Origin of the sequence: Mucilaginibacter sp. SJ (assembly GCF_028993635.1) — a bacterium.
In the GTDB taxonomy this organism is placed as follows: domain Bacteria; phylum Bacteroidota; class Bacteroidia; order Sphingobacteriales; family Sphingobacteriaceae; genus Mucilaginibacter.
This window is the reverse complement of record NZ_CP118631.1, coordinates 836,972-862,007: the sequence shown is the minus strand read 5'-3', so window position 1 is coordinate 862,007 and position 25,036 is coordinate 836,972. Positions and strand designations below refer to the sequence as shown.

At 43.2% G+C, this 25,036-nt stretch carries 22 protein-coding genes; 10 read left to right on the top strand and 12 right to left on the bottom strand.

The features are described from left to right. Positions 1–242 precede the first annotated feature (242 nt). On the top strand, positions 243–2,546 hold the full coding sequence (locus tag MusilaSJ_RS03390; RefSeq protein ID WP_274988668.1) for a family 20 glycosylhydrolase: 2,304 nt from the start codon (positions 243–245) through the stop codon (positions 2,544–2,546). A 20-nt stretch (positions 2,547–2,566) separates the two neighbouring features. Next, entirely contained in the window at positions 2,567–3,310 is a 744-nt protein-coding gene (locus MusilaSJ_RS03385; protein ID WP_274988667.1) for a hypothetical protein, read from the top strand. A 142-nt stretch (positions 3,311–3,452) separates the two neighbouring features. On the opposite strand, the gene MusilaSJ_RS03380 is transcribed toward MusilaSJ_RS03385, so the two are convergent. The 5 genes from MusilaSJ_RS03380 to MusilaSJ_RS03360 form a co-directional block, all read right to left on the bottom strand. Further along, positions 3,453–5,081, bottom strand: coding sequence for an acyl-CoA carboxylase subunit beta (locus MusilaSJ_RS03380; protein WP_274988666.1), 1,629 nt, complete (start codon positions 5,079–5,081; stop codon positions 3,453–3,455). Positions 5,082–5,268: 187 nt separating this feature from the next. Continuing rightward, positions 5,269–5,853, bottom strand: coding sequence for an LOG family protein (locus MusilaSJ_RS03375; RefSeq protein WP_274988665.1), 585 nt, complete (start codon positions 5,851–5,853; stop codon positions 5,269–5,271). A gap of 107 nt (positions 5,854–5,960) precedes the next feature. Continuing rightward, positions 5,961–7,433: an IMP dehydrogenase gene (guaB, locus tag MusilaSJ_RS03370; RefSeq protein WP_112652312.1), complete on the bottom strand. Its 1,473-nt coding sequence runs from the start codon at positions 7,431–7,433 to the stop codon at positions 5,961–5,963. A 304-nt stretch (positions 7,434–7,737) separates the two neighbouring features. Further along, a complete protein-coding gene (locus MusilaSJ_RS03365) occupies positions 7,738–9,015 on the bottom strand; it encodes a M16 family metallopeptidase (protein WP_274988664.1) in 1,278 nt (425 codons plus the stop codon). 107 nt (positions 9,016–9,122) lie between these two features. After that, a complete protein-coding gene (locus tag MusilaSJ_RS03360) occupies positions 9,123–10,361 on the bottom strand; it encodes a M16 family metallopeptidase (RefSeq protein WP_274988663.1) in 1,239 nt (412 codons plus the stop codon). Positions 10,362–10,483: 122 nt separating this feature from the next. On the opposite strand from MusilaSJ_RS03360, the gene MusilaSJ_RS03355 reads away from it, so the two are divergent. Continuing rightward, positions 10,484–11,047 carry a HEAT-like fold family protein gene (locus tag MusilaSJ_RS03355; protein ID WP_274988662.1) on the top strand — a complete coding sequence of 188 codons (564 nt, stop codon included), beginning with the start codon at positions 10,484–10,486 and terminating at the stop codon, positions 11,045–11,047. A gap of 124 nt (positions 11,048–11,171) precedes the next feature. Here MusilaSJ_RS03355 and MusilaSJ_RS03350 read toward each other — a convergent pair whose 3' ends face one another. The 4 genes from MusilaSJ_RS03350 to gpmA form a co-directional block, all read right to left on the bottom strand. Beyond that, a complete protein-coding gene (locus MusilaSJ_RS03350; protein ID WP_090525677.1) occupies positions 11,172–11,516 on the bottom strand; it encodes a phosphoribosylpyrophosphate synthetase in 345 nt (114 codons plus the stop codon). A 181-nt stretch (positions 11,517–11,697) separates the two neighbouring features. Next, positions 11,698–13,308: a hypothetical protein gene (locus MusilaSJ_RS03345; RefSeq protein WP_274988661.1), complete on the bottom strand. Its 1,611-nt coding sequence runs from the start codon at positions 13,306–13,308 to the stop codon at positions 11,698–11,700. Between the two features lie 593 nt (positions 13,309–13,901). Beyond that, complete coding sequence (locus tag MusilaSJ_RS03340) at positions 13,902–14,387, bottom strand: hypothetical protein (RefSeq protein WP_274988660.1); 486 nt, start codon at positions 14,385–14,387, stop codon at positions 13,902–13,904. Between the two features lie 89 nt (positions 14,388–14,476). Next, positions 14,477–15,166, bottom strand: coding sequence for a 2,3-diphosphoglycerate-dependent phosphoglycerate mutase (gene gpmA, locus MusilaSJ_RS03335; protein ID WP_274988659.1), 690 nt, complete (start codon positions 15,164–15,166; stop codon positions 14,477–14,479). A 199-nt stretch (positions 15,167–15,365) separates the two neighbouring features. On the opposite strand from gpmA, the gene MusilaSJ_RS03330 reads away from it, so the two are divergent. The 5 genes from MusilaSJ_RS03330 (at position 15,366) to MusilaSJ_RS03310 (ending at position 18,969) form a co-directional block, all read left to right on the top strand. After that, entirely contained in the window at positions 15,366–15,956 is a 591-nt protein-coding gene (locus tag MusilaSJ_RS03330) for an acetate uptake transporter (RefSeq protein ID WP_274988658.1), read from the top strand. Between the two features lie 23 nt (positions 15,957–15,979). After that, positions 15,980–16,363 (top strand): SRPBCC domain-containing protein, encoded by a 384-nt coding sequence (locus MusilaSJ_RS03325; protein ID WP_274988657.1) that lies wholly within the window; start codon positions 15,980–15,982, stop codon positions 16,361–16,363. Positions 16,364–16,421: 58 nt separating this feature from the next. After that, positions 16,422–17,198: an HAD-IIA family hydrolase gene (locus MusilaSJ_RS03320; RefSeq protein WP_090525692.1), complete on the top strand. Its 777-nt coding sequence runs from the start codon at positions 16,422–16,424 to the stop codon at positions 17,196–17,198. Between the two features lie 172 nt (positions 17,199–17,370). Further along, a complete protein-coding gene (locus MusilaSJ_RS03315) occupies positions 17,371–18,528 on the top strand; it encodes a serine hydrolase domain-containing protein (RefSeq protein ID WP_274988656.1) in 1,158 nt (385 codons plus the stop codon). A gap of 18 nt (positions 18,529–18,546) precedes the next feature. Continuing rightward, positions 18,547–18,969 (top strand): acyl-CoA thioesterase, encoded by a 423-nt coding sequence (locus tag MusilaSJ_RS03310; RefSeq protein ID WP_274988655.1) that lies wholly within the window; start codon positions 18,547–18,549, stop codon positions 18,967–18,969. A 14-nt stretch (positions 18,970–18,983) separates the two neighbouring features. Here the strand turns inward: MusilaSJ_RS03310 and xerD are convergent, their stop codons facing one another. Next, positions 18,984–19,883 carry a site-specific tyrosine recombinase XerD gene (gene xerD, locus MusilaSJ_RS03305; RefSeq protein WP_274988654.1) on the bottom strand — a complete coding sequence of 300 codons (900 nt, stop codon included), beginning with the start codon at positions 19,881–19,883 and terminating at the stop codon, positions 18,984–18,986. 40 nt (positions 19,884–19,923) lie between these two features. Between xerD and aroQ the strand changes: the two genes are divergently transcribed. Both aroQ and MusilaSJ_RS03295 read left to right on the top strand, forming a co-directional pair. Next, a complete protein-coding gene (gene aroQ, locus MusilaSJ_RS03300; RefSeq protein WP_274988653.1) occupies positions 19,924–20,343 on the top strand; it encodes a type II 3-dehydroquinate dehydratase in 420 nt (139 codons plus the stop codon). A gap of 245 nt (positions 20,344–20,588) precedes the next feature. Beyond that, the gene (locus MusilaSJ_RS03295; RefSeq protein WP_274988652.1) at positions 20,589–23,132 is read left to right on the top strand and encodes a mechanosensitive ion channel family protein; all 2,544 of its coding nucleotides are present in this window, start codon (positions 20,589–20,591) and stop codon (positions 23,130–23,132) included. Here MusilaSJ_RS03295 and MusilaSJ_RS03290 read toward each other — a convergent pair. Both MusilaSJ_RS03290 and MusilaSJ_RS03285 read right to left on the bottom strand, forming a co-directional pair. Next, positions 23,104–24,141, bottom strand: a complete 1,038-nt coding sequence (locus MusilaSJ_RS03290) for a glycosyltransferase family 2 protein (protein WP_274988651.1) — start codon at positions 24,139–24,141, stop codon at positions 23,104–23,106. The genes MusilaSJ_RS03295 and MusilaSJ_RS03290 overlap by 29 nt on opposite strands. Next, complete coding sequence (locus MusilaSJ_RS03285) at positions 24,138–25,022, bottom strand: lysophospholipid acyltransferase family protein (protein WP_274988650.1); 885 nt, start codon at positions 25,020–25,022, stop codon at positions 24,138–24,140. The genes MusilaSJ_RS03290 and MusilaSJ_RS03285 overlap by 4 nt, the downstream gene beginning before the upstream one ends. Positions 25,023–25,036: the final 14 nt, after the last annotated feature.

Here is a 25,036-nt window from a genome sequence, read left to right as displayed (position 1 = left end):
TTTACCCCGTTGCCGTGTCCTCACGGCAACTAATGCGCTTCAAAGTAATGCATGGATGTTGTCGTGGGACTTTCCTAAGGTTAGATTGACGGATTATTGGAATCTTAGTGGATTCCGATAGTAAGTTCATCAAGCACTTAATCAACCGTCCTACAAGTGAACTAATATTTTACATTCCAAAACTTTTTATATTTTTTTAAAAAGTTCTATCTTACGGCTCACACTAACCTGTTTGATAAATTATGTATAAAAAGGCTTCTTTAATACTGCTTGCCATGCTTGCAGTGTGCACCACAACTGTGAACGCGCAGGATACCAACCCAAACCTGGGTATTATCCCCGCTCCTGTTTCGTTAAAAAAAGTTCCTGGCCAATTTATTTTGAGCCAGGAAACTACTATTCAGGCGGATACTCCTTCTAACAAAGCCGTAGTATTTTTTAAAGATTACCTTGCCAATAACCAGGCTTATAATAACCCCGTTGTTGCTAAAAGCGGCAAAGCGACAAACATTATAACCCTTACAACTGCCGGCACCGATGGTTTACCTGCCGAAGGTTACCGTTTAACAATTACACCGCAACAGGTTATTGTAGCAGGCAAGGGTGCCGGGTTATTTTATGGCGTACAAACCCTGCTTCAGTTAATGCCTGCCGAACATGTTGCTACCATTAAGCTGCCATGTGTTCAGGTTGAGGATTATCCGCGTTTTGGCTACAGGGGGGCCATGCTTGATGTTGGCCGCCATTTTTTTGGAGTGGAGATGGTTAAAAAATACATTGACCTGTTAGCTGCCTATAAACTCAATACCTTTCACTGGCACCTTACTGAAGATCAGGGCTGGCGTATTGAGATAAAGAAATATCCAAAACTCACCCAAATCAGCAGTATGCGCGCGCAAACACTGATCGGTGGTTACCGCGACCGTACCCCGCAGCAGTTTGACAATACCCCTTATGGCGGCTTTTATACACAAGACCAGATCCGCGAGGTAGTAAAATATGCCGCGGACAGGTTTGTTAATATAGTACCCGAAATTGAAATGCCTGGCCACTCGCAAGCGGCGCTTGCTGCTTATCCGGAATTGAGTTGTGATCCCGGCAAAACTTATAAGCCTGCCGAAACCTGGGGTGTTTTCCAGGACATTTATTGTCCTAACGAAAAAACCTTTGCTTTTTTACAGGATGTTTTAACCGAGGTGATGGAGTTGTTTCCGAGCAAGTATATTCATATTGGCGGTGACGAAGCACCCAAGGACGCCTGGAAAAAATCGGCTTTTTGCCAGCAATTGATCAAAAAGTTAAAACTAAAAGACGAGCATGCGTTGCAAAGCTATTTTATACAACGGATTGAAAAGTTTGTAAATTCCAAAGGCCGCAGTATCATAGGCTGGGATGAGATTTTAGAGGGCGGCCTTGCTCCTAACGCCACAGTAATGAGCTGGCGCGGTGAAGACGGTGGTATTGCTGCCGCGCAACAAAAACATGATGTGATCATGACACCCGGAAGCAACGGTTTATATATCGACCACGGTCAGGGCAAACCAAGCCAGGAACCATTAAGCATTGGCGGCAACGAACCACTTACGAAAATTTATAGCTACAACCCAACCCCAGCTGTATTATCGCCCGAGGAACAAAAATATATCAAAGGTGTGCAGGCCAATTTATGGACGGAGTATGTGGCGACAGATGCTAAAGTTGAGTTTATGCTACTGCCGAGACTCCTGGCTTTATCGGAAGTAGCATGGTCGCCGTTGGCTAACAAAAATTATACTGATTTTGCCGATACACGTTTACCAGGCCATCTGGCATGGCTGGATAAAAATGGTTTTGATTACCATGTACCAACAGCTATCGGCGCAAAAGATACTGTGATAATAGGCAATAAGTTGACCGCCGTATTGAAACCCTCAGTTGAAGGAGCTAAAGTTCATTATACTATTGATGGTTATACGCCACGCGAAACAGACCTGATTTATACTATTCCTTTAAATTTGGATGTACCCCTTGACCAATACCGGGAGTTGCAAACCATTGTAATAACCCCCTCGGGCAAGCGAAGCAATGTAACCCGCACATTGGTTTATAATAAAGCGCCAATGGCTGCCGTTAATTATACAGGCACGGCAACCGGTGTTAAATACCAGGTTTATCCGGGACTTTACACCAGCACTAACCAGCTTGGTATTATGCCGGCCGATAGCGGTGTAAGCAAAACCTTCAATACGGCCGATCTGAGAAAAAATAAAGGTAAATACGGTGTTATTTATTCAGGATTTATTAATATTGATACCGATGGCGTTTATAGCTTTGCAACATCATCGGCAGGTGGTTCGGTATTATTGATTGATGACCAGCCCGTAGTTGACAATGACGGAAAACATACCATGACTGAAGAGATGGGTGCCGTGTCGTTATTAAAAGGCTACCATAAAGTAACTGTAAAATATTTTGACCAGGGAACCGGGTCTGTGGCGTTAAAGGTATTTATTACCGCACCGGGCAAAACAAAAGCCGAGTTAACACCAGATACATTGTATAACTAAAAGTTGAATCATAAAAAAATATGACTAACAGGTTTTACCTTTTTGTGCTTGCGATAAGCGCATTAATGGCAGGATGCGGCGGTGCGGATAACAAAAAGCCTGCCGCTTCCCCGGCACCTAAAAAGCCGGAATTGATGGCACCTTTCAGGTTTCACAAACTGATAGAGGTATCGCCAGGGCAAAGCTATGATGTTTTGAGCTGGGGTCGTGGTTCTGAAGAAGCCGGAGCGTTCATGATATTACATTCAGATTCATCGGCCATAAAATATACCACAACAACCGGTGATTTAGATGGTGCTATTATTGACGTTTACAATTCAGATATGGATGTGGATGGTAACCCGGAAATCCTGATCCAGGCAAAATCAAAAGATACAACTAATTATACATCCATCTACGCTTTTGAATTTAACGACAATAACAGCAAGCCTAATAAGCTCGATTTTCCAAGATTAACCAGTTCACAGCGTAAAGGCTACCGTGGTAACGATAATTTCTATATCAGGGATGGTAAGTTGATGCGGGAATTCCCGATATTTAGTGGCACTGGCAAAGAGGCAAAGCCTTCAGGAGCTAAACGCCAGTTGGAGTATGGTTTACGCGGAAATGAGTTTACCGTAAAACAGCTGAGTAAAGATTCGACCGATGTAAAGCAACCGGACAATCAACCCTCCAAAACTGAAGAAAAAAAATCATCGGATAAACAAAGTTCATCTTCGTCGTCAAAATCATCTAAGAAAAAGCATAAAAGACATAGAGGATAATTTAGTTTGCGTTACAAACGCAAACCCAGGTTAAGCACTCGTTACAAACGAGCGCAAGTCAAAAAGGGGAATAGTAAACGCGCTATGATGAGCTACACATCATGGCGCGTTTTTTCTAATCTCCAACCTCTAATCACTAAGGTCATGTCTGTATCACTCCTACATTAAATACCTTTTCAATAGGCGCGTGATTAGCGGCCTCGATACCCATGGATATTACTTTACGGGTTTCGAGCGGGTCAATGATCCCATCAACCCAAAGCCGGGCAGCGGCATAATATGGGGTTGTTTGAGCGTTATATCTGTCGGTAATTTGCTTCAGCAATTCGGCTTCTTTTGCTGCATCTACCTCTTCGCCTTTGGCTTTGAGGCTTGCTTCCTGAATTTGTAATAGAGTTTTCGCTGCTTGTCCGCCGCCCATTACCGCAATTTTGGCCGACGGCCAGGCATAGATCAATCGTGGATCATAGGCTTTGCCACACATGGCGTAATTGCCTGCCCCGTAACTATTGCCTATAACAATGGTAAATTTAGGCACAACGGAATTTGCTACTGCGTTCACCATTTTTGCACCGTCTTTGATAATACCGCCTTGCTCCGATCGGCTGCCTACCATAAAACCGGTAACATCCTGCAAAAAGACTAATGGGATCTTCTTTTGATTACAGTTCATAATGAAACGTGTGGCTTTATCTGCCGAATCAGAATAGATCACTCCGCCAAACTGCATCTCACCTTTTCTTGATTTGATCACCTTACGCTGATTAGCTACAATCCCTACGGCCCATCCGTCAATACGGCCTAAACCGCAAATGATAGATTGCCCGTAGCCATCTTTATAAGGTTCAAATTCTGATTTATCCAACAAACGGAGTATGATTTCCTTCATATCATAGGCCTTTTCCCGGTTATCGGGCAGTATGCCATAAATTTCTTTTTCGCTAAGTTTTGGAGCAGATGACGGGATTCTATCGAAACCGGCTTTAGTATAATTGCCCGTCATGCTCATGATATTGCGGATGGAATCAAGAGCGGCTTGATCATTAGGCTGCTTATAATCGGTGACACCTGAAATTTCGCAATGGGTGGCGGCACCGCCAAGTGTTTCATTATCCACATCCTCGCCAATGGCCGATTTTACGAGATATGACCCAGCCAGGAAAACCGAGCCTGTACCTTCCACTATCATGGCCTCATCGCTCATGATTGGCAGGTATGCCCCTCCTGCTACGCATGAACCCATAATAGCAGCTATCTGGATAATTCCCATACTGCTCATGATAGCATTATTGCGAAAAATGCGGCCAAAGTGTTCTTTATCTGGAAAGATCTCGTCCTGCAAAGGCAGATAAACACCAGCCGAGTCGACAAGATAGATGATAGGTAACTTGTTTTCAATGGCTATCTCCTGGGCACGGAGGTTCTTTTTTGCTGTTATCGGGAACCAGGCCCCTGCTTTTACGGTGGCGTCATTAGCCACAACAACACATTGTCTGCCCGATATATACCCGATACCACAGACAACACCTCCGGATGCGCAGCCGCCATGTTCGGCATACATCCCATCGGCTACAAAAGCGCCGATCTCCAGCCATGGTTTATCTTTATCAATAAGGGAAGCCACCCGTTCGCGGGCCAGCATTTTTCCTTTTTCTTTTTGTTTGGCTGCGGCTTTTTCACCACCGCCCTGGTATACTTTGTTAAGCCGGGTGTTTAGCTCATAAACAAGCTGCTTATTAATATCTTCATTTTTATTGAATTCGATATTCATAATTGGTTTTAGATAGGACAGGTAATTTAGAAAATTTCCTATCTAAAAAGGGAATTGCAAACGGTTTTGTTTTAAAGAGATAAAACCTGTATCAGTTTGCAGTATAAAGTTGGCAGCAGACAGTTTAATCAGCTGATAAAACTATGCTACAAACTAAGACTTTTGATTTAAATCTTCGAACTTAAGGCTAAGTAAGGTTTCTATCCTTAAACCATACATCATCTGGTTTGGCGTTGAAATTATCCATCAGGTTTACCAGCTCTATCGGATCACCCGAAGTAAGAATCAGTTCGCGATTGGTTTGCTTCAGAAAACGTTGTTCAACCATTACATCCATTTGTTTAAGTAACAGGTCGTAAAAGCCATTGACGTTGAGCAAACCGATAGGATGATTATGCAAACCTAATTGCAGCCAGGTTAATACCTCAAAAAATTCTTCAAGGGTACCCAAACCTCCGGGAAGTGTGATGATACCCTCACAAAGGTCATTCATCATTTGCTTGCGCTGGTGTATATTTTCAACAATATGCAGCTCGGTTAAACCGGTATGCCCAACTTCCTTATCCATTAAAAATTGAGGAATAATGCCTATGGCTTTACCTCCCCGACTTAAAACAGCATCGGCTATCAAACCCATAACGCCAACTTTGCCGCCACCGAAGACAAGGGTGATATCACGGCTTACCATTACCTCAGCCAGTTGTTCAATAGCTTGTTTCAATAAAGGATCGCCGTTAAAATTGGCGCCGCAGAATACGCAGATAGATTTCATTTTGGATTAGTGATCAGAGGTTGGAGATCAGAAAGATCGCAGATAAGAAGTGTTAAAGATTGGAGATTAGCATTTCAAACCAACCTCCAATCTCTAACCGCTAAAAACTACCTGCTGGTATAGTTAGGCGCTTCTTTAGTAATAGTAATATCGTGCGGATGGCTTTCGCGCATACCGGCAGCAGTGATGCGTACAAATTTAGCACGTTGCAGATCTTCGATATTAGCGGCACCACAATAGTGCATACCAGCACGTAAACCACCTATATATTGAAATATCACTTCGGCCATACTGCCTTTAAACGGTACACGACCAACAATACCTTCAGGTACCAGTTTGGTTACCACGTCGGTTTCGTCCTGGAAATAACGGTCTTTTGAACCTTTAGCCATCGCTTCAACCGAACCCATGCCACGGTACGATTTAAATTTGCGGCCTTCGTATATAATAGTTTCGCCGGGCGATTCTTCAACACCTGCAAACAATGAGCCTGCCATAATAGAGCTTGCACCGGCAGCTATAGCTTTAACAATATCGCCGGTTTGTTTAATACCACCATCGGCTATTACCGGAACGCCCCGGCCTTCGAGTGCCTTGGCGCACTCATATACCGCATATAATTGTGGTACACCTACACCGGCAATGATACGTGTGGTACAAATAGATCCCGGGCCTATACCTACTTTAACCGCATCAGCACCGGCATCGGCAAGTGCGATGGCAGCATCGCCCGTTGCAATGTTGCCGGCAATTACCTGTAGGTTAGGATAGAGTTTTTTAACTGCCTTAACCATATCAATAACTCCTTTTGAATGGCCGTGCGCTGTATCTACCGTAATTACGTCAACACCGGCATTAACCAGGGCGGTTACCCGGTCAATGTTATCGGCGGCTACACCAACGGCTGCACCAACACGTAAACGACCGTATTCGTCTTTACAAGCGTTAGGGAAGTTTTTAACTTTCTGAATATCTTTATAAGTGATGAGGCCTACCAGTTTCCCATCTTTATTCACAACTGGTAGTTTCTCAATTTTATTGCTTTGCAGTATGTTGGCAGCGTCAACAAGGGTGGTACCTGCAGGTGCGGTGATCAGGTTGGTTTTGGTCATTACTTCGCTCACAGGAACGCTCATATCTTTTTGGAAACGAAGATCACGATTGGTGATAATGCCTTTCAGGTTATGATCGGCATCAATAACCGGGATACCGCCAATGCTGAATTCCCTCATGATCTGGAAAGCGTCTGCAAGCAAGGCATCTTCCAGTAAAGTTACCGGGTCCTGGATCATACCGCTTTCTGAGCGTTTAACCTTACGCACCTCGTCGGCCTGTGCCTGTATGGTCATGTTTTTGTGTAACATACCTATACCACCTGCCTGTGCAATGGCAATAGCCAGATCAGCCTCGGTAACGGTATCCATGGCCGCCGAAATGATAGGAATGTTTAACCGGATGCTTTTAGTTAAGTAAGTACCGGTATTCACTTCGCGCGGTAACACTTCTGAATAAGCCGGGAGTAGTAAAACGTCGTCGTAAGTTAATCCTTCGGCAACAAATTTTGATGGGTCTAACTGCATAGCAAATAATTATTTTGGAGTTATTATTTGCCGGGCAAAGGTAATAAAATATTTCGGACTTCGGAATTTCGATTTCGGATTTATTTAAAATTGCCTTGGGATGATAATTCCGGATTTGAGATTTCTGATGTTCGATTTTGGATTTTATAATTGGCATTCAATAATTTAGATTTGGGATATTCGGCCTCCAAAGCGGGCGGTCCGAACATTCCAAATCTAAAATAAAAACAAATCCGAAATCGAACATCCGAAATTCGAAATCAAAATAATCCGAAATCGAACATCCAAATTCCGAAATCAAAAATTAATATTTCCCTACAATCACTTTATAAAACTGATCGAAGTTGAAATAAGTATTGGCCAGTTGGATCAGCTTATCTGAAGTTATGTTTTTTACAGTTACTGTGTACCTGTCATAATAATCGTAATCCAAACCTGCAAAATAGATGGTTTTGAACTTGTCGGCATGTGAAAACACATTTTCCAAACTACCTAATAATGAGCCTAACATATAATTGCGTACCAGGGAAAGTTCTTCTTCCGGTACCAGTTCGGTTCTCAACAGGTTCATTTCTTTTTCAATTTCGCCAACCGCCGGCTTGCAAACATCTGCACCAACCTCTGTCGCTATAAAAAATGATCCGCCCTGCTTAAATGAGGCCAGCCCCGAGCCTATACCATACGTATACCCTTTATCCTCGCGGATATTAGCCATTAGACGTGATCCAAAATAACCACCGAATACCGTATTTAAAACCTGTAACGCCTGGAAGTCCTCATGCGAACGGTTGATGATAGGCGTACCTATCCGGATAGCCGATTGCAAAGCTTCCGGTTTCTCTGTAAAATAAAATAACTCGGTAGCTGCTTTTATCTCGGGTTGGGTTGTAACAGCCGCGGTTGGGCTGTTTTCCCAGTTTTTATCAAATGTATCAGTAAGCAATGTTAGCGTTTCCGGCTCAACCTTACCCGCTATAACGATAGTGCAATTGGAAGGCTGATACATTTTTTTGTAATGTACCAGCATATCATCACGCTGGAGGGTTTGATAGTCGGTCATCTCGGCAGCATATCCAAAAATGGTAGTTCCATAAACAGCCCTGTTAAATGCCCTGCGGGCCACCACATCATTTTTTTGCAGGCTAACCTGCAATTTTTGTTGTTGGTTGCGCTTAAAAGTTTCCAGTTCCTTTTCCGGAAAAATGGAATTATTCAGGATATCGGCAATAACCGGTAAAGTATGGTGCAGGTGCTTGTTTAAGCTATACAGTGTTACCTGCGAGTTTTCGTATCCATAGTCAACCTGTAAAAAGGCGCCGTAAAAGTCAATTTTGTCAGCAATTTGCGCAGCTGTTAAAGTTGTAGTGCCATCGGTAAGCATGGAGTTTACGGCCATATTAAGCAATGGCTTCGCCGGATCAAAGCTTAGGTTACCGAAGATCCACTCAATACGCACCAGCTCCTGGTCGCCGGAGTTAAAGCAAAAAATGTTGCAGCCATTGCTGAGTTTCCTGTGCTCCGGCCTAATCAGATTAATATTATCGATAGCCCTGAATTCGGGGGCTAATTTTCTGTTGATCATATGTATATTGTTAGTCTGAATCAGAATTTGCAGAATTTTTTAATTTTCAGAATGTAATTTCAAATTCAGCAAATTCTTAAATTCTGTAAATTCAGATTCAAGACGATTTATTTCTCCGCCAAATAAATAAGTGTTGATGAATTATCTTTTCTGAACAGTTTATTGGCTTGTGCTTTTACTTGAGCAGCGCTTACAGCAAGATATTTTGCTGTTTCATGGTTAATCAGGTCAGCATCGCCCAGCAATTCAAATGAGGCCAGGTTCATGGCCTTATCCAATAGTGACATTTCTGAAAAGATCATGGTTGATTCGGTTTTGTTCTGAACTTTAGTAAGTTCATCTGCCGGGATTTCCTCAGCTTTTATTTTCTCCAGTTCCTCCCATAATGCAGCCTCCGCTTGTTCAATGCTGATGCCTTCAAGCGGCTTGCCTTCTAATACAAACATGCCTTTATCCAAACTGCCGGTGATGTAAGCATGTACCTCACTAAAAATCTGCTTTTCCTTGATCAGCGATTTATATAGCCGTGATGAATTGCCCCGGGAAAGAATATCCGAGAGCAGTTCAACCGCATAGTAATCTTCATCTGTACGTGTACCCATCTGGAAAGCTATGTACACATCATTAAGCGGTACTTTGGCAACAACAGTTTCGCGCCGGGCCTCCTGTTGTTCAGGTTCCCGGGGAAGGTTGCGGTGATATTTTTCGCCGGCCGGGATCGGGGCAAACCATTTTTCGGAAAGCTCTTTTACTTGCTCGGTAGTCACATTACCGCCTACCACCACAATAGCGTTTTGAGGATTGTAATGTTTTTTGAAGAAAGCTTTTACGTCTTCAATTTGCGCATCTTCGATATGTTTGATTGTTTTACCAATGGTTGCCCAGCGATAAGGGTGTTTTTTGTAAACCAGCGGACGAAGCTTTAGCCAAACATCGCCGTAAGGCTGATTTAAGTACCGCTGTTTAAACTCCTCTATAACTACGTTACGCTGCACCTCAAGGCTTTTTTCGCTAAAAGCAAGGCTCAGCATCCGGTCACTCTCCAGCCAAAATGCGGTTTCCAGGTTGGCAGATGGTAAGGTAATATAATAGTTGGTGATATCGTTGCTGGTAAAGGCATTATTTTCGCCTCCTACCCTTTGCAGTGGTTCGTCATAAACAGGTATATTGACAGAGCCGCCAAACATGAGGTGCTCAAACAAATGGGCAAACCCGGTTTGTTCCGGATCTTCATCGCGTGCTCCAACATCATATAAAATGTTAAGCACGGCCATTGGCGTTGTGTTGTCTTCATGTACAATAACCCTAAGGCCATTGTCAAGTGTAAATCGGTTGAATTTAACCATGTATCTATTAAATTGTTAATACGGATAGCAAATGTATAACTTTTGGTGACATTGAAAGTGAATGCCAGAAATGAACAGGTGTTTTAGGTTACGTATCGGCATTTATTTACTTTTAAGCTATAATGACCCGCGACGAACTCACAAAAAAAATAGCGAACACCATTGGCAAGCTTAAGGTACTTGAATTGAGCCGTATTTTAACCGGGCAGCAATTTAATTTGCATGATCTGATTGACATTACCTTTCACCCCGATAAGCCTCTCGCCTTCCGTGCGGCCTGGCTGCTTGAAAATATGTTTTTGAAGGATGCTAATGTTTTTACCGGCAACCTGCAATATTTTATTGAACGATTGCCACAGGTTACCAATCCCGGCTGCCAGAGGCATTATGCTAAAATACTGATGCACGCCACCGAAGAAAAGGAACACTCCCCGGTAAAGCAAAAACTCAACAGCCTTGATCTTGAACCCGCTGTTGAGCAGCTTTTTGACTGGATGATAGATCCAAAAGTTAAAATAGCGGTGAAAGTATTTGCTGGTTGGGCATTGTTTAATTTGCGGCACCGTTACACCTGGGTGGCCGATGAGCTACCGGCCCAGCTTGAATTTTTAATGCGTAATGGTACCGCGGCTATTCAGTCGGCAGGAAAAAAAATGATGAAGGAATTGAGACCTAAGCCTCTCTAATCCCCCCAAGGGCAAACTTTTAAAAGTAGGCTATTATATTAAAAGCCAAAAGCCGCCAACAAATATCCCGCTGTCCCTACAGAAATATTTGTCACCGACTTTTAACTTAAGACTTTCGACTTATTTACGCCGTTGGCCTGTCGTCGCCGTGCAGGTTATGGCTTACCTGCCCGTGATGTAATTTGGCAGCTAACGCTGATGAGCTATCATCGGCATAAGTACCATAAGCATTTACCAGCACTCCTTTTAAGTTATATTTTGATGATGATACAGCGTATACTATCGACATATCCGATGGGTTACTTGGACCTTCAAAGCGATAAAACTCATCGATCTCAAAGTCATCGGCTGTCATCCTGATATCTTTTTCTTTATCATCAATAGTATCGCCATCAAGGCTAAGGTTGGCCGTATATCCCCTCTTCATGAGGTCATTAGTGGCATCCACTAAGGTTTCATAATTTTTCATGGTGATGTTTTTGTATAGGTAAACCAGAAGATGAGTTCATTGATCACCTTCGTATAATATATAACTGTAAAAGCAACTAACTTGTTTGAAGCAGGAGAATAAAAAAGTCCGGTTGCCACAGGCAACCGGACTTAAACTAACAAATGAAAATTCTCCCGTTCGGGGAAAGGTTATTCTATGCTTACTGGGCTTTGGCCAGCCAGAATGAAGCATTTAAATGAAATGACGAATGCGAAGTATATCCTGATGGTGCATCGCCCGACCAGCCATTAAACAGGTTATCGCCGGTATCACCTGTACCGTCATCAGCGTCCGAGCTGTCACCGATCCAAACAACACGACCGCTTCCATAGGTTGCCAATAATGCCATAGCATTGGCATTGCCACCATTGGTAGCGCTGTTACGCCAGAATAACCCCTGTACGCTTGAGTTGTTGGCCGGGAACAAGGTTGCTGTCGAACCATCGTAGAAAGCCATTTTTGAAGCAGTACCTGCCGCACCGTTCAGCACTTTTTGCGCATCAGCATTAGAGCCGGTATATACATTGGTTGACGGGCTTTCGCTGATATCAACATAATTTACGCTAAAGCCGAATGGGTTGTTGTTATTGATACCGTTGTTGGTCATCAAGTCATTCCAAACCCTTGGCGAATCATAGCCATCGCCATCACGGTCTGACGGATTGTAACCATTAGCATCGGTACCTGCGGTTGTTGCCGCCGTATGATCAGCTATCATGAATAAACCACCACCGTTAGCCACGAAGTTCATCAAAGCAGTTTTCTCGGCAGCCGTAAACAAGCGGTTAGGTTCGCAAACCACAAATACATCGTAGTTGCTCAAATCCTGTGCACCGCCGCCGCCATAGGTAATAGCTGTGCCTACAGGCAGTGATTCAACAAGTTCTCCGCGTTTTACCAGTTCTACAGCCCATGCTGAAAGAGCGCCTTTCCAATAAGTTTCTGTAGTAGATGAAGTAATACCTGTGTATGAAGGAGTAGGAATACGTTGAGCTTTAGTTTCGGTAGTTGTACCGCCGGTATAAATTGCAACCTGCTCAGTGCCGTCTGCATCTATTTGCCAGTCGGCGCTGCCTGCATTTTCAAGGTGACTTGCATCAAACAGGAATTTTTTGCCTGTAAGTACAGTCCCCCCGCCTGTACCGCCGCCGCCGTTATCATTAATGGTGATATCATCAATATTGATACGGTTGGTGCCGCCGGATAATTTACGGATCTCTAAACGTACAGTACCGGTTTGTGTAAGTGTAAATGTAGATACTGTTAATGTTGATGTAGTGGTAATTGTCGAACCGGATTGCGTCCAGGACGATCCTCCGTTAACAGAATAAAATAGTCCCCAGGTGCTTGGGCTGTCGCTGCCATAGGTAGCACTTTTGATGGTAACCGTGCTGATGCCGGTAGTAACATCAAACAGCATAGTAATTTTACCGGTGTTGCGGATACGGGCACTCCATGAGCCCGCTTTTTGGTCGGCAGAGAGATTGCCGATCAGGGCATCGTACATATTCCATGAATTGCCGGACAGGGTAACATTGTCGCCGCTTGATGAACCGGTTGGCGATACATCATAAGCAGTTTTTGGGCTGGTTGCGCCAACTTCGAAACCCTGTGTTAAGGATACAGCTAAGGTTTTAATTGTTTTTGTACTGGTTGCAGTTTGATCAGCATCTTTCAATGCAGGCATCTGGCCATTTTTCTGACAACTTGCCAGCATGCCGGTTGCGGCAGCGGCCAATACCCACATACGTAGATTAGTAAGTTTTAGCATAATGATTTTTTAGGTTTTAATGTATAAGTTAATAATGTTAAATTATACGGTAAAACTGTACAAAAGTTAATTCCTAATCATTGCTATTTCATTAACTTATTGTTAAGTAAACCTTGTAATCCGGATTTTACATTTCAGGTTAAGTGCACCAATTCAAGAGAGGAATATTATGGAACACTGCACAATTTTGTCAAACACTGATTATCAATTATTAAAAAACTCAAATTACATTGACTATCAGTAATTTAATTAAAAACCCTCACTGAGGCAGCTATCAGCAAATGAGAGGCTGTATTATAAATCAAATCGCCCTCCCTTGGTGTTGCGTAGCCTGTGAATTGAAATTTAGCCGATAATATTTATACAAAAAGGGGGTTAACACATTTTCCACATAAAAAGCTCACAATTAGCTGATTATTAAATATATAAGTAAAATATTAACCATGAATTGTGTTAACCCTGTTACCCCCCCCTTGTTAATAGGGGCAATCCAACCCTAAACTATATTTTGCTTAAGGAGCTGAATAAGTCAAAAAAAAAGGCTGATCATTATTTGATACAGCCTGCTTTCACTATTAAAAAATCATTCAAATTTATTTCGCAAAATAAGCCCCTATCCGTTTGGCAAATGCCACGGTAATTATGCCGATAAATATTTTTGCCCCTGCCGATATTACACTGCTTTGTTCATTAACGTTAGCAAGCGTATACAGGTGATATAAAAAATCAGGGATAGTGCCAACCAACAATAACCCTCCTATTATTACCAGGGATATTTCGTAGATGACTTTTCGCTCGGCAAAAAGTTTCGCGTTTTCCTGGTAATCGCTTTCATTAGTGATCCAGCGGGTGATTCTTTTTGTACCGGCAATTAACAGCACCGCTAATATGATCAGGAAAATAAAGTTTAACCCGTTTACCAGCAAAAGGTTTCCCTGATCGGCAGGCTGCTGTTCGGCAGAGGAACTTGCGTGGTTACCGATAAAAGTGATCAGGCCGGGAAGTTTAGAGATATCGGCCACCAGCAGGTATATACCCAGTATTTTAATGGCGACCTCATAGATGTCGGATTTTTTCATTCGTCTTAATTAGGGATTAATTGGTTTATGGCTTACAAGATAAACAATTGTGCTACATAAAAAAGAGAAATGAAGATCCGGAGGGCAAATTATTCCAGGTAATAATGCCTTATCCTGTTCAGATCTCCATCAAGTTCATAAACCCAGGGGGTAGCGGTAGGGATTTCCAGCGCGGTTACATCCTCATCATTTAAATTATCAATATATTTTATAAGCGAACGCAGGCTGTTACCATGTGCCACTACAATAACCTTTTGATTGCGGCGCAAGGCCCTGATAATTCTTTCGTTCCAAAATGGCAATACCCTGTCCATAGTTTCGCTCAGGTTTTCGGTCAGCGGGAGCTCACGCTCGGTCAGATCTTTGTACCTGAGATCATGCCCCGGATAGCGCGCATCATCCCTGGTTATAGCGGGCGGGTGTTCATTGGGATCGCGCCGCCATTTTAACACCTGTTCTTCGCCGTATCGGGCAATGGTTTCGTCTTTATTTAACCCCTGCAAGGCACCATAAAACCGTTCGTTCAATCGCCATGATTTTTCAACGGGGATCCATAGATGGTCGAGCTCCTCCAGTATGTAATGCAATGTTTTGATTGATCGCTTTAAATAGGATGTAAAGCCGATATCAAAGTTATAGCCATTCTTATTAAGGATCTTTCCGGCATGATGGGCCTGTTCGTAACCTTTTTCTGACAGGTCGACGTCTTCCCAGCCCGTAAATCTGTTTTCCTGGTTCCAGGTACTCTCGCCGTGGCGTATTAATACTAATTTCTGCATAGGTAGGCGCCTCTAATTTCTCCCGGCGGGGGAGAATTTTCTTTTTTGTTATTTAAAAGCCCCCTCTAAATCTCCCCCGGAAGGGTAGACTTTATCTTTGGGTGGGGCCACACAAATGTAGGTTAAGGGTGTGAAAAACTTGCTTAATATTTATAAATCAGTTAGCTTGCGGTACAAACCAAATAAACTAAAACCTATTATGATCCCTACCACACCAGTACCAGTGAAGGATGGCATTGCCAACCCCGCACCACTTGGCCTTTGCGCTTTCGGAATGACCACCGTTTTATTAAACATTCACAACGCCGGTTTTTTTGAAATGAACACCATGATATTAGCCATGGGCATATTTTACGGCGGTTTGGCGCAAGTTATTGCCGGTGTTATCGAAGCTAAAAAGAACAACACCTTCGGGCTGACAGCGTTCACTTCTTACGGATTTTTCTGGCTGTCATTAGTGGGCTTATTGGTAATGCCTAAATTTGGCTGGGGGGCTGCGCCATCTGAAGGGTCCATGATCGCTTACCTGAGCATCTGGGGTGTATTTACCCTGCTGTTGTTTTTTGGTACGTTACGGCTTAATCGTGCGCTGCAATTTGTTTTTGCATCGTTAACTATATTATTTTTCCTGTTAGTGGCCGGCGATGCTACCGGCAATGCCGGGATTAAGCACCTGGCCGGTTATGAAGGTATTATTTGCGGGGCATCGGCCATCTACACCGGTATTGCTAATGTTTTGAATGAGATTTACGGAAAAACTGTTTTGCCGATTGGCGCGGTGAAGGTTTAAATTATTTGAGCTAAATTGCGCGGGTGAAAGATTATAAAAAATATTACAACATACCGGCCACTCCCGAAGAGATCTACATGGCCATCACCAACCCGGTTACCATTGAATTGTGGACTGGTGAAGTCGCCGAAATGTCGACAGAGCCCGGTACCGAATTTTCTATGTGGGATGGCAGTATCGTAGGTAAAAACATCGAATTTGAACCCAATAAAAAAGTGGTTCAGCAATGGTATTTTGAAGGACAAAGCGATAATTCTATCGTTACCATCAAATTGCATGCTGATAAGCAGGGCACTTCGGCCGAGTTAAGGCATACCAACATTCCCGATGATGATTATAATGATATTGTTGACGGGTGGAACGAGAGTTACTTTGGCGGCCTGATCGATTTTTTTGAGGGAGCTTAAAACGCCGGTTATTCGACATCACCCCTTTAATAAAACAAAACATTTATAATTTATACGCATGAAACAAGGTCTTTTAATTGATATGGATGGTGTAATTTACAGCGGCGAAGAACTGATACAGGGCGCTGATAAATTCATCAAACACCTTATTGATAATGATATACCCTTTGCCTTTATGACCAACAACAGCCAGCGCACCAGCCTGGAGGTTGTACGGAAACTTAAAAGATTGGGAATAACTGTAGAAACAAAACATATTTATACAAGCGCCATGGCTACCGGGAAATTCCTGGGCGATCAAAGTCCCAATGGTACCGCTTTTGTGCTGGGTGAGGGCGGCTTGTTGAGCAGTTTGCACGAAAATGGGATCACACTTGTTGACTCCGACCCGGAGTTTGTTGTTTTGGGCGAAGGCCGCAACTTTACACTGGAAATGGTACAGCGCGCGGTCGACATGATCCTGGCAGGCGCCAAGTTTATAACCACCAACAGGGACCCATCTCCTAAAAAACCAGGCTGGAACAATTTAGGCATAGCAGCTACAACAGCCATGATAGAGGAAGCTACCGGCCGTAAGGCTTTTGTAACCGGCAAACCAAGCCCTGTGATGATGCGCTCGGCAAGGAAATTTCTGGGCCTTGAAACTGCCGAAACAACTGTAATTGGCGATACGATGGAAACTGATATCCAGGGCGGCGTACAAATGGGATATAAAACCATCCTGGTACTATCCGGTATCTCCAGTAAAGACCAGCTGAGCCATTACGCGTTTAAGCCTGATATGGTAGCAAGCTCGGTTGATAAGATAGTTTTTCCGCTTAAGTGGTGGTCATAAAATAGATTCTGTATCTTCATCGAAAAGCGGACGATCCACAAGATCGCCCGCTTTTTGTTTTTAGATGTTTTAACAGAAAGGCAGAAATCCGGCGATAAGGTGTGGCGCTTAAAATGTAAAATAACCTGTAACGAAATCTTTAATATTCGCGTCCCATTTAAAAACTTACCCTATGCAAAACATGCGCTCTTCTCACATACACAATAAGTATACCCGGTTACTTATACTTACCTGTTTAGTTTTGTCCGGGCTCATCTGCAACTTACAGGCCCAGATCATAAGCCCTGCCGGGAAACTTATCAGTAACGCCACCATGGATGCTTTTTTGAAGAAACAGATGGATTCGCTGCAGCTCCCGGGCCTATCCATTGCATTTATAAATAAGGGTAAAGTAGTTTATCACCGCGCTTTAGGTATAAAAGATATTAAAACAAAAGAGCCTGTAAACGAGCAGTCGATTTTTGAAGCAGCCTCACTTTCCAAACCGATATTTGCCTATTGGGTTTTGAAAATGACAGATCGCGGACTATTGAGCCTCGACACCCCTTTGTATAAGTATCTCCCTTATCCCGATATTGCGCAGGATGAGAGATATAAGCTAATCACGGCCCGGATGGTGCTTTCTCATCAATCCGGGTTACCGAACTGGCGCTTCTTTCCTGCTGATTCTGCTTTGCACGTTAAACAGGATGAGCTTTATTTGAAATTTAAGCCAGGCACCTCGTTTTTTTATTCGGGCGAGGGTTTTCTTTACCTGAGCCAGGTGATTGCTCATCTGCTTAACCGGTCATTACAAAATATAGAGCCGGTATTTGAAAAAGAAGTGACCGTTCCGCTGCACATGGCCCACAGTTCATTCACCGCTAACCCCTATATCCTGAAGCATAAGGTCTCAGGTCACCAGGAGGGACATGTAGATCCGGTTAATGGACCAAACTGGCCGGTATTGCCATCTTTGCAGATAGATTCAAATACTTTTAACCCGGCAGCAACCCTGCATACCAATGCTTTGGATTATGCAGCTTTCATCATTGCCCTGATGAAAGACAAGGGGCTGAGCCGGAAAAGCATTCAGGAAATGTTCCGCCCGCAGTTGACTGCCCCCCTTGCCGAAGATTTTCGTAAGGCCGGTTATTCCACCTGGGGGCTGGGCATAGCAATTGCCCAAAGCCCGGTGGGTACGTTTTACCTTCATTCGGGCAATAATGGTAATTTTCAATCCGGCTTCCTGATGGACAAAACCCGACAATCCGGCTATGTATTTTTTACCAACTGCGATCATGGAAACACTTTTAATGAGAAGCTGATGGCTTTCCTGGCACTTAAATAGGATTGCTATATTTGCTGTATGGATACACCATTCCAACTCTCTACTTTTGAAACTGAGTTTCGCGTACGCCCGGATGATATAGATATGTTTCAGCACGTACATAACAGCAAATATTTTGATTATGTACTGGCCGCACGTTACGACCAGATGGAGCGCTGTTATGGGATGGCTATGGAAAAATTTATGGAACGCGGCTTTGGCTGGGTGGTGCGTACCGCTCATGTGGACTATAAACGTGCCTTAACCATGGGCGATTATTTTATTGTGAAAACCGGTATAGAAAGCATCGACGACAAGGGCTGCCGCGTAAAATTCACGATCACCAATAAAGCCACCAAAAAGATAAGTTGTGATGGTTGGTTTGATTATGTAATGATAGATATGGCCACCGGCCGTGGGGCAAAGATCCCGCAGGATGTAATTGATCAATACCTGATCTGATAGCCTGTTCCGGCTTAACTGCGCGGATGGAACTGGCTTATAGTACTTTTCAAGTATTCCCTGTCTAAATGAGTATAAATTTCCGTTGTGGTAATGCTTTCATGGCCCAGCATTTCCTGCACTGCCCGCAAATCGGCTCCCCCTTCAACCAGGTGTGTGGCAAAGGAATGCCGAAAAGTATGCGGGCTTATCTTTTTCTTAAGCCCAATGGTTTCCGCGAGGCCCTTGATGGTTAAAAAAATGATCTGCCGGCTTAACCTCGTACCGCGCCGGTTTAGGAAAACATAGTCCTCCTCACCTCTTTTTATGGGGTTATGCACCCTTACATTTTCTATCCAGACCTTCAGCGCTTTTATAGCTTCGCTGCCTATCGGCACCAATCGCTCTTTGTTGCCCTTACCTGTAACTTTTATAAATTCAATATCAAGGTACAGGTTGGAGAGCCTCAGTTCAGTAAGCTCGGATACACGCAGGCCTGATCCGTACAGGGTTTCCAGGATGGCTTTGTTACGCATGCCTTCGGGTTTGGATAAGTCTAAGGCAGCTATAATTTTGTTGATCTCTTCATAGCTCAATGTATCCGGCAGTTTACGCCTGATCTTGGGCGATTCGAGCAGTTCTGACGGATCGGATCTAATAATATCCTCCATCAACAGGTATTTATAAAACGCTTTGATCCCCGAAAGGATCCTGGCCTGGGATGAAGGGATCATCCCCAACTCGTTTATCCAGTTGATGAACCCGCGTAGATCAATTAAAGTAATTAATTCTGGCTTTAACTTAACTACCTGTGAATCCGAATATTGATATAGCTTTTCTATATCCCTGCTGTAAGCTTCGATAGAGTTATCGGACAGCGACTTCTCTAATTTTAAATAAGCCTGGAAGCCTTTTATTGCCGAACGCCAATCCAATTGATTTTAGTTTTGATGATTTATAGCTAAGTTTGAACTGATGAAGATACAAATTATAAACGGCCCCAATTTGAACCTGTTAGGCGTTCGCGAAAAATCAATTTATGGCGATGCCAGTTTTCAAACCTACCTTGAAACTTTGCGCCAACGCTATGCAAACATCACTATTGATTATTATCAAAGCAACATTGAGGGCGAAATTATAAATAAACTGCATGAAATTGGGTTTAGTTATGATGGTATTGTGATGAATGCCGGAGCGTACACCCATACTTCCATTGCCATTGCCGATGCTATCGCTGCAATTAACACGCCGGTTATTGAAGTGCATATCTCCAACGTTCACAAGCGCGAGGAGTTCAGGCATAAATCAATGATAGCGGCCAGTTGCCGTGGTGTAATTGCGGGTTTCGGGATGGATAGCTATCGCCTGGCCATTGAAAACCTGTTGCTTAAATAAACTTTTGAGATTTAAATGATTATATCAGATTCCACCGATTTTTTGCGATTTCGCAGATGAAAGGATTTTATCGATTTAGTGCTGACTGACGCAGGTTCACCGAAATCCTCAGCGATTTTAAATGGTGATTTAAAGCTTTAACTAACTAAATCGGTGAAACCATACGTAATCAGCATAATCTTAAAAAAAATAAAACGCTTTTGGTGTAAAAGCGTTTAAACATTGCTTTCAGCTTATTGTTCCAGATGCTTAAAATATTCAGAGTTGCCGCGCTAAGTTTGCTTTTTGTTACACTGTTAAGCAGTGTTAATACTTTTGCCCAAACCAAAAAGAAGAAGCCAAGATCGGTAAGAGACTCGCTTCGCGCCTCCATCCTTTCGCGCGATTCGATGATGCGGGCGCTCAAACGCTCGGATACATCGGTCAATAACCTGCTGCAAAAGGTTGAATATTATACCTCTGCCTTTAATCAGATCAAAAGCAACCTGTCAAAAAAGTTAGATACGGCAGAGATCAGCACTAAGCTGCCATCATTCGAAAGGCGGATTACGCTCATCAAATCGCTTATTGATAATGATAAATCAAGTACGTTAAGGTACCTGTATACTATCAGGGATGTGCTTACCCGCAGTGATGACCAGCTTGACCTTTGGCAGGAGCAGCTTGCCGATATCAACAGTAAACTTGTTCAAAATCAAAACGATCTGGATGCCATATCGCGCGACAGTGTTTTAAAGATCCTGCCTGCCGATAGTTCTTTGGCTACAACCTACCTTATCCAAAAAATAGCTATCGACAGCAAATATCACCGCCTGGACACTACCAACAAAAAGGTAATGGTGAAGGTAGGCCTGCTGCAAAACCGCACCTCGGCTGTTTACATTACGATACTCGACCTTAAAGATCAGATTGATACCAAGATCAGGGATTTCAGTATCAGGGCCATGTCGCAGGAATATAACAACATCTGGAGCATGGACGCCGATGAAGGCAACGATTTTGGTATGGCCACAAAAGCTACTGCCAATATGAACGCCAAGCTTTTTAACTTTTTCATTGGCAGGGGTATTCTGATCCACCTCGCGGGTTTAGTGGTGTTATTAGTATTTTTCGCCTGGGTTCGTGCCAGTCGCCGCAGGATCATACGTGATAACGATACGCCCGAAAGTGTGTTTAGCCAAGCCAATTACGTTGTGAATTATCCGTTTGTATCCTCAATTGTTTTAACTTTTACGTTGCTGCCTAACGTTTATGATCACCCACCGGTAATTGTATTGGAGATGTTTTTATTGGTGCTGATGATCGCCCTGCTTTACCTCGTAAAAAAGGCATGCCCTGCAACCATGTTCCGTTACATGCTGCAGCTATTTGGCATCACTATTATTTACAGCCTGAGCAATCTTTATATCCAGATAACCAATATCGACAGGGTAGTTATTTTGATTTTAGGCCTGGCTGCATCGGTAATAAGTTTCAGGTTTTTATCAGAAGTGCGCAAAGCCAGGGCTGATTACCTGCCTTATACCGGCTTTATATTGAAGGTTTTCATATTTCTGCAGGCCTCATCTTTTTTATGCAATGTTTTTGGCAGGGTGAGTTTAGCCAAGATCATCGGTGTTAGCGTGGTATATAACCTGTGGCTTGCCCTGGCTATGTATTATATAGTGCATATCATTATGGAGGCCTTGTTCCTGCAATTGGAAGCCGGTAAAAAGAGCAATAATCTTACCTCTTTTATAGATTATAAATTAATGCAAAATAAGTTCAGGAGTGTGCTGAGCATATTGGCTACTTTGTTGTGGCTGGTAATGCTTACCCAAAACCTGAACGTTGAAGATACCGTATTTGATTACCTGGGCGATTTTCTGACCAAAAACCGTAGCATCGGTGGTACCAATACCCAATTTACGTTTCAAAGTGTGATCATATTTGTGGCCGTGATCTGGCTGTCATCTATCGCGTCAAAGATCATCAGCTATCTTTATGACATTGCGGCCAAGCATGCCAATGATATTGACGTTGCCAAGAAAAAGAACCGCACCTCTACCCTGCTTATCCGCATCGGGGTGATAGCTTTAGGCTTTTTCCTGGCCGTTGCTGCTTCAGGTGTGCCTATTGATAAGATTACCATCATAATCAGTGCCTTTGGTATTGGTATTGGTTTTGGCTTACAGAATATCGTTAACAATCTCGTATCGGGTTTGATACTGGCTTTCGAGAAACCTATCCAGGTTGGGGATATTATTGAGGTAGACAGCCGTTCGGGCACCATTATGGATATCGGCATTCGCGCCAGCAAGATTGCTACTGCCGATGGCGCGGAGGTAATTATCCCTAACGGCGATTTAATATCCCACCACGTAATTAACTGGACATTAAGCAATAATAACCGCCGGGTTGAACTGATTATTGGGGTAGCATATGGATCAAATATTGAACAGGTAAAAGAGGTTCTGATCAGCTTGCTCCGTGATCATGAAGACATCATGACAGAGCCTTCGCCTTCAGTATTTCTGCATAACTTAAATGAAAGCTCGGTTGATTTCAGGGTGTTTTTCTGGGCGGCTGATATCAATACCTGGCTTGGGCTTAAAAGCCGTGTATTAGCCGATATCTATGATGCCTTCAATAAAGCCGGTATCGACATACCATTCCGCCAGCAGGATGTGCGTGTAATATGGCCAAAAGGCTTGCCTCCTATTAAAGTAGAAGCGCCGGGAATAGGCGACGCGGCAGAACCGAAACGGGGTACAGATGATGTTAAAACTCCGAAGGATCAAGATCAGTAAAATGGGTTTTCTTTTTCACAAAGAAATCCCAAACAATACTGCCCCTGTATATGCCTTTTGTGTTTTGTACCGCGTTACCTTTCGCCTTTCGCCTTTCGCCTTTAACCTTCTTAAACAGGCTTAACACAAAGCTTTGATGGGCCCTGCTTACTGCCCAGGCATCTTTGCGTTTACCTTCCATCAAAAACCTGAACAAAGCCAGGAGATCCATTATAAAGCGGATGCTGATCACCCAAAACGCCCGCCAAAATGGAAGGTTCTTTTTTATAAGCAATAGGTTGTTCCTGAAATTGAGATAGGTCTTAAACGGATTTTCGGCATTTAATGTACCGCCGCCAACGTGATATATGGTTGATTGCGCGCAGTACATTACTTTATAGCCCATGTTTTTTAAGCGCCAGCAAAGGTCAATCTCTTCCATGTGGGCAAAAAAGCTTTCATCAAAGCCACCGGCTTCATCCCAGATGCTTTTTTTGATGAACAACGATGCCCCCGATGCCCAAAACACTTCACCCGATTGCTCATATTGGCAGTTATCCTCTTCCAGCTCGTAAAAGATCCTGCCGCGGCAAAAAGGATAGCCGTGCTTATCAATAAAGCCACCGGCAGCACCGGCATGCTCAAAAGAATCTTTTTGAGCATACGACCGGATCTTTGGAGCAGCAGCAGCAATTAAGCTATCGCTTTCCATTAATTCGATAACGGGTTCAATCCAGCCGGGGATTACCTCCACATCCGAATTAAGCAGGATATAATAATCAGCATCAACCTGGGCCAGCACCCGGTTGTAACCTCCTGTAAAACCGTAGTTTTTATCATTTTGGATGATCTTTACCGATGGATAATGCTCAAGCATAAATTCCACCGAATCATCAGAAGAGGCGTTATCACCCATTACGATCTCCAAGTTGGGCCACGTTGAGGATAATACCGAAGGAAGAAATTGTTTAAGGTACTTTATGCCGTTCCAGTTTAAAATAACTACAGCAACTTTAGGGGTATGGGTCATCTATGTAAATCCTCCGGCTTAAACTTCCATCTCCGGTGCGACCATAACCAGTATTGCGGTTCTCTCCTGATCATCCCCTCAAGGTATTTCACGTGCATATCTGTTATTTCGTGTTCGGCAGTTTCTTTTGGTGTTTCGGTAAGCGGGATTAGGGTATATTCATAATATCCACGTTTTATCCGTTTCATGTCGTAAAAAACAACAGCGGCGTCAATTGTTTTGGCAATCTTTTCAATACCCAAAAATACTGCGGTTGGCTGATTTAAAAAATTGGTAAAATAGTTTACCTCATGCATCACAGGGGTTTGATCGCCAACAAGCACACTAACGGTAAGTTCCTTACGGTATTCAATCATTTTACGCAATGTTTGCTTCATGGCAACCGGCTGTCCACCAAACCTTGAACGGATCTTAATGAAAAAATTATCAAACGTTTTGTTAGACAGGTTTTTGTAAATGATCATGAACCTTTTATCGGTAACAAAGTTAAAATTGAGGGCCGCCATTTCCCAGTTGCAATAATGGCCGGCAACTGCAATAATACTCTTACCTTTAGCAAAGTATTCAAACACCAGGTCGGAGTTGGTAGCCACTACCCTTTTCTGGATCTGTTTTTCTGATACGGTGATCATTTTAATAGTCTCCACAATCAGATCGGCCAGGTAGCGATAGTATTTTCGTTCAATATCATAGCGCTCCCGGTCTGTTTTTTCGGGAAAGGCATTGCGCAGATTTTGCTGCACTACATCACGGCGATAGTGAATAATGTAGTAAATAATAATGAAAGCGATATCGGATAAAATGTATAAAAACCAAAAGGGAAGCAGCGATATAAGGTATAAAATTAATATCCCTAACTTAGTAAAACCCTTTTTTATCATTATTTTAGCCAATT